The 5,480-nt window shown below is 70.0% G+C and carries 6 protein-coding genes; 2 read left to right on the top strand and 4 right to left on the bottom strand.

Annotation, left to right across the window (positions count from 1 at the left end; all coding sequences use genetic code 11):
- Nucleotides 1-329 precede the first annotated feature (329 nt).
- The 4 genes from ACE3Q3_RS22595 to ACE3Q3_RS22580 form a co-directional block, all read right to left on the bottom strand.
- Nucleotides 330-839 carry an Hsp20/alpha crystallin family protein gene (locus ACE3Q3_RS22595; protein WP_374449817.1) on the bottom strand — a complete coding sequence of 170 codons (510 nt, stop codon included), beginning with the start codon at nt 837-839 and terminating at the stop codon, nt 330-332.
- An 80-nt stretch (nt 840-919) separates the two neighbouring features.
- Complete coding sequence (locus ACE3Q3_RS22590) at nt 920-1,318, bottom strand: response regulator transcription factor (protein WP_374449819.1); 399 nt, start codon at nt 1,316-1,318, stop codon at nt 920-922.
- A gap of 87 nt (nt 1,319-1,405) precedes the next feature.
- Complete coding sequence (gene fixJ, locus ACE3Q3_RS22585) at nt 1,406-2,038, bottom strand: response regulator FixJ (protein WP_374449815.1); 633 nt, start codon at nt 2,036-2,038, stop codon at nt 1,406-1,408.
- Nucleotides 2,028-3,227 carry a nitrogen regulation protein NR(II) gene (locus ACE3Q3_RS22580; RefSeq protein WP_374449813.1) on the bottom strand — a complete coding sequence of 400 codons (1,200 nt, stop codon included), beginning with the start codon at nt 3,225-3,227 and terminating at the stop codon, nt 2,028-2,030. Before ACE3Q3_RS22580 ends, fixJ begins: the two co-directional genes overlap by 11 nt.
- Nucleotides 3,228-3,433: 206 nt before the next feature.
- Here ACE3Q3_RS22580 and ACE3Q3_RS22575 point away from each other — a divergent pair, with 206 nt between their 5' ends.
- Nucleotides 3,434-4,810: a GH1 family beta-glucosidase gene (locus ACE3Q3_RS22575; RefSeq protein WP_374449811.1), complete on the top strand. Its 1,377-nt coding sequence runs from the start codon at nt 3,434-3,436 to the stop codon at nt 4,808-4,810.
- A 67-nt stretch (nt 4,811-4,877) separates the two neighbouring features.
- The coding region (locus tag ACE3Q3_RS22570; protein WP_374449809.1) for an SbmA/BacA-like family transporter at nt 4,878-5,480 on the top strand (603 nt) is incomplete at its 3' end.

Here is a 5,480-nt window from a genome sequence, read left to right as displayed (position 1 = left end):
CCCTCGTGCAGGATGACCGAGCCGCGGGCATGGGCCTGGACGGGCCGCGGCTGCGACAGTGCCGGAATTGGAGCCCGGCCGCGCGCCGGTTCGGACGAGCGCGACGGGGCGGAGTGGAACAGGCTGGCGGTCGTCGGATGCGTCGTGCTGGCGATGGCGGTCGTGGCGAGCATCGTCTTCGTCCCTCCTGGCGTGTGCCTGGGACAAAATTGTATCGCCCGCCGACCGCGGCGGGAAATCGGGGATTGCCCTTACGTAGATGTACGGAGTGGGCGGGAGAGGGTGGAGCCGGTCTCGCCGGCGGCCCACCCCGCCCGCCTCCGCCGCGGTCAGCCGTTGACGGCGATCCTGCGGTTCTGCGCCACGGCCACCTCGGCCTTCGGCACCGTCACCTTGAGCACGCCGTTCTCGAAGCTGGCGGCGATCTTGTCTCGGTCGATGCCGTCCGGCAGGCGGAACATGCGCTGGCAGGAGCCGCGGCGACGCTCGCTGACGTGATAGTTCGCCTGCTTCTCCTCGTGCTCCTCCCTCCGTTCGGCCTTGAGGGTGAGCTGGTCGCCGGCGAGCTCGACGGAGATGTTCTTCTCCTCGAAGCCCGGCAGGTCGACCTTGATCTCGTACGCCTTATCGGTCTCGACGACGTCCGCGGCCGGCACCACCGCCGTGGCCGGCGTCGCGCCGCGCCCGAACCAGTGCGAAAGATCGTGGAACGGGAACGGCGGAACGCCGCGGGCCAAGCGCTCGAACATGGCGTCGAACTCGTCGCGGAAGGGGGACAGGAACGGACGCGCCGCGGGCGCCGGAGCAGGCGTGCGCCCGGCTTCCTTCGTCTCGGTCATGGCTTCTCCTCTCTGACAGAAGACCGCTGGTCTTCTGACACGAGACTACGATCGGGTCCGGCAGGTCTCCTTGACCTGGGTCAATCCACGATCGCCGCGTCGATGCAGCGCTGCACGCAATGGACGAACTGGTCGGCGTCGATCGGCTTGTGCAGGAAGACCGTGCCGGGAATCTCGCGGGCCGCTTGCTCGATGCGCCGCCGCCCGTCGACCAGCCCGGTGACGAGAATCGCCGGCTGCCGGTGGCCGGCCGAGCGGAGGGCGGCCAGGAGGTCGAGCCCGGTCATGCCCGGCATCTGCTGGTCGACGACCAGGCACAAGCGGCGGTCCCGCGGTAGGCCGGAGGCCAGCAGGTCGTGGGCCGAGGAAAACGACACCGCGTCCCAGTCGTAGGCGGCGAGCAAGAGCGTCAGCGAGCGGCGCACCGCCGCATCGTCGTCCACGATGATGATGAGGCCGGCCCGATGGCCGTTTCGCATGCACACCCGCTGCCCTCGTCCAGGGAGGACCTTCTGCGGGTCGACATGTGGACCCGGCGCCCCGGCACCGGCAACTAAGGGGAATCCCTAATTCTCGCCGCGCGCCGGCACGCCGGCCAGGATGGCGACACGGACCGCCTCCGAGACCGAGCGAGCCTTCAGCTTCTCCATCATGTTCGCGCGGTAGATCTCGACCGTGCGCGGGCTGATGCCGAGGTCGAAGGCGATGAGCTTGTTCGACCGCCCGGCGATCAGGCATTCCAGGACGTCGCGCTCGCGCTGCGAGAGCTGTTCGACGAGGGCCGTCGCGTCGGCGGCCTCGCGGCTGCGCCGGTAGTCGGCGGCGCCCCGGGCGAGCGCCTCCTCGACGAGGCGCAGGATGTGTTCGTCGTCGAAGGGCTTCTCGACGAAATCGACGGCCCCGGCCTTCATCGCCTGGACGGCGGTCGAGACGTCGCCATGGCCGGTCATGACCACGACGGGAAGAGCGATTCGCCGGTTCGCCAGCTCGCGCTGCAGTTCGAGCCCGTTCAGGCCCGGCATGCGGACGTCGAGCAGGACGCATCCGGGGACGATCGCCGCCGCCCGCTCGAGGAACCGCAGCCCCGACTCGTAGGTCTCGACCGCGAGGCCGGCCGAGCGCATCAGCATCGTCAGCGCGCTGCGGACGGCGTCGTCGTCGTCGACGATATGGACCGTCCGCTCGACGTCAGCCGTCATCGTCCGCGACCTCCTCGATCGGCAGCACGTCCACGGTGAAGGCGAAGACCGAGCCGCCGCCGGCATTCGGCTCACACCAGATGCGCCCGCCATGGGCCTCGACGATCGACCGGCAGATCGACAGGCCGATTCCCATGCCGTGGGTCTTGGTGCCGACGAAGGGCTGGAACAGCCGTTCGGCGACCTCGGGGGACAGGCCGCTGCCGGTGTCGGCCACGAAGATCCGGGTCATCGTGCGATCGGGCTCCAGCACGGTGCCGATCGTGAGTTCGCGGACCGGCGAATCCTCCATGGCCTCGATGCCGTTGCGGACGAGGTTCAGGATCACCTGCTGGACCTGCACCTTGTCGACCAGGACCCGTCTGACGGCCGGGTCGAGCCGATATTCGATTCGCACGCCGCGCTCCCTGGCGCCGACGAGCGCCAGCGCGCTCGCCTCCTCGACCAGCTTCGTGAGGTTCTCGGCCCGCTTTTCGGCCTCGCCCTTGGCCACGAAGTCGCGCAGCCGGCGGATGATCTCGCCCGCCCGCACCGCCTGGTCGCCGGCGCCGGCCATCGCCTCGCCGGCGAGCTTCAGGTTCTCCTCGCCGGGGCGGTGCAGGAAACGCAGGCCGGCGCGCACGAAGCTGGTGATGGCCGTGAGCGGCTGGTTCAGCTCGTGCGCCAGGCTCGATGCCATGGCGCCCATGGTCGACAGTCGCGAGACGTGCAGCAGTTCCTGCTGCAGCTCGTGGAGCCGGGTCTCCGTCCGCTGCCGCTCGGTCAGGTCGCGGATGAAGCCGGTAAAGCGGCGCTCGTCGCCGGCCCCCATCTCGCCGACCGCGAGCTCCATCGGAAAGGTGCTGCCGTCGCGCCGCCGTCCCATCACCACTCGGCCGATGCCGATGATCTGGCGCTCGCCGGTCCGGCGGTAGCGCGTCAGGTAGCCGTCGTGCTGCTCCCGGTAGGGAGAGGGCATCAGAATCCGCACGTTCTGGCCGGCAACCTCGTGGGCGGTGTAGCCGAAGAGCCGCTCCGCCGCCGCGTTGAACCGCTCGATCCGGCCGATCTCGTCGATCACCACCATCGCATCGGGCACGGTGTCGAGAATCGACTGGAGATAGGCCGCATGCAGTTCGAGCGCTCGCAGCTCCGACCCGATGGGGGCCGCGTCGGTTGCGGCCGGCGGTGCGTCCTGGTTCGTGGCCATGGCCGCGCTCGGTGGCGGAGTGGGGGAGGCCGGCGGTTCGGTCATCCGGCGGCGACCATAGCGCCAGCCTGCCACTGCTACAATTGAATGGACCAGTTCGCGGAGCGGTCGACGAGCCCGGGGTGATTCCGATCAACGCGCGCGGGCCGGCATGGTATCCATGACGCCGGGCGGACTTGACCAAGAACGACAGCGCGGAGCAGTCCATGAACTTGGAGACGGTGGATCGACCGGTGGTCCCGGCTGCCGATCGGGCATGGCCGCCCGGCTTCCTGTGGGGCGCCTCCACCTCGGCCTATCAGATCGAGGGTGCGACGACCGCGGACGGCCGAGGGGCCAGTATCTGGGACGTGCGCGTCCACGAGCCGGGCCGCGTCACCGACGGCGACACCGGTGACGAGGCCTGCGACCACTATCACCGCTATGCCGAGGATGTCGGGCTGATGCGGCGGATCGGCCTCGACGCCTACCGCTTCTCGGTGTCCTGGCCGCGAGTGCTGCCGACGGGCCGCGGGACCGTCAATGCAGCCGGGCTCGACTTCTACGACCGGCTCATCGATTCGCTGCTGGCGGCCGGCATCGAGCCGTGGCTCTGTCTCTACCACTGGGACCTGCCGCAGGCGCTGCAGGAACTGGGCGGCTGGGAGAACCGCGACAGCGCCGGCTGGTTCGCCGACTATGCGGTCCTGATCGCCCGGCGCTTCGGCGATCGCGTCAAGCGCTTCGCCACCTTCAACGAGCCGGCCGTCTTCACGATCTTCGGCTACGTCCTCGACTGGCAGGCGCCGGGCATCAAGAACCGCGACTCCTACCTGGCGGCGGTCCACCATGTGAACCTCGCGCACGGCGCCGCCGTCGACGTCCTTCGCGACCTCGTGCCGGGCGCCCAGATCGGCGCCATCCACAACCGGCAGCCGTGCCGGCCGGCCGGCAGCGAACCCGGCGACCTCGCGGCCGCCGAGCTTATGGACCTGTGCTGGAACCAGGCATTTCCGGAACCGCAGATCCGCGGCACCTATCCGCCGCGGTTCGCCGAGGCGATCGAGCGCTGGGTCAAGGCCGGCGACCTCGCCCGCATCTGCCGCCCGACCGACTGGTTCGGGCTCAACCACTATTCGCCGATCTACATGAAGGCCGATCCCTCGGCCGAGCTCGGCTTCGCCTGGACCGGCCCGCCGCCGGACGAGCCGCAGACCGGGGTCGGCTGGGTCATCGACGCCGACGCCTTCCGCGATACGCTCGCCGAGGTGCATCGGCGCTACCGCCTGCCGATCTACGTGACCGAGAACGGCTATGGCGCCGATGATCGCCTGGACGAGCGCGGCGAGGTTGTCGATCCTGACCGCATCCGTTACCTCGACGCCTATATCGGCGCGATGGGCGAGGCGATCGACGGCGGGGCCGATGTCCGCGGCTATTTCGTGTGGTCGCTGCTCGACAATTTCGAGTGGGGCTCGGGCTTCGGGCAGCGGTTCGGCATCGTGTATGTCGACTACGCGACCCAGCAGCGCCGGCTCAAGGCGTCGGCGAAATGGTACGCGGACCGCATCCGCGCCGCGCGCGCCGTGACGGCCGGCCGCTGATCGGGCGATGACCGGCCCGGCGCCTGCCGACGCGGCGGCGCAAGCGCCGGCGCCGGCCGGCGCGCCGATGGGGCGGACCCTCGGGCGCTTCGCACGCTTCGGCGCCGGGTACTGGGCCGGGCACGGCGGCTGGGCGGCATGGGGCCTGACGGTGGCACTCGTCGTGCTCACCATCCTCCAGGTGTTGCTCGTGGTCCGCCTCAACCTCTGGAACGCGGACCTGTTCGACGCCCTGGAGCGGCGCGACGGCGCGCAGGTGCTGGTCCAGTCGCTGGTCTTCGCCGGCATCGTCGTCGGCACGATGGTCGTCAACGTGGCGCATCTCGAGGTTCGTCGCCGCCTCCAGATCGGCTGGCGCGAATGGCTGACCGAGCGGGTGGCCGACGCCTGGATGGATCGCGGCCGCCAGCACCAACTGTCCCTGCTGCCCGGCGCGCCGACCAACCCCGACGCGCGCATCGCCGAGGACATCCGGCTGGTCGCCGAGGCGGTGCTCGATCTCGCGCACTCGCTCTTCTACTGCCTGCTGCTGCTCGTCGGCTTCGTCAGCATCCTGTGGGTGCTGTCCGGGACGGTCGCGGTCGCGATGGCCGGGGTGGTGGTCGACCTGCCCGGCTATCTCGTCTGGCTGGCGCTGCTCTATTCCGGCATCGGCGTCTTCGTCGCCTTC

This window comes from Allostella sp. (genome assembly GCF_041913585.1).
Lineage (GTDB): Bacteria > Pseudomonadota > Alphaproteobacteria > ATCC43930 > Allostellaceae > Allostella.
Note: the sequence above shows the minus strand (reverse complement) of the source record. Positions and strands in the feature narration are given on the sequence as shown.

Bases quoted from the DNA above. Each gene is read 5' to 3' on its own strand.
- ACE3Q3_RS22595 (WP_374449817.1), bottom strand. From the start codon at position 839: ATGACCGAGACGAAGGAAGCCGGGCGCACGCCTGCTCCGGCGCCCGCG.
- ACE3Q3_RS22590 (WP_374449819.1), bottom strand. From the start codon at position 1,318: ATGCGAAACGGCCATCGGGCCGGCCTCATCATCATCGTGGACGACGAT.
- fixJ (WP_374449815.1), bottom strand. From the start codon at position 2,038: ATGACGGCTGACGTCGAGCGGACGGTCCATATCGTCGACGACGACGAC.
- ACE3Q3_RS22580 (WP_374449813.1), bottom strand. From the start codon at position 3,227: ATGGCCACGAACCAGGACGCACCGCCGGCCGCAACCGACGCGGCCCCC.
- ACE3Q3_RS22575 (WP_374449811.1), top strand. From the start codon at position 3,434: ATGAACTTGGAGACGGTGGATCGACCGGTGGTCCCGGCTGCCGATCGG.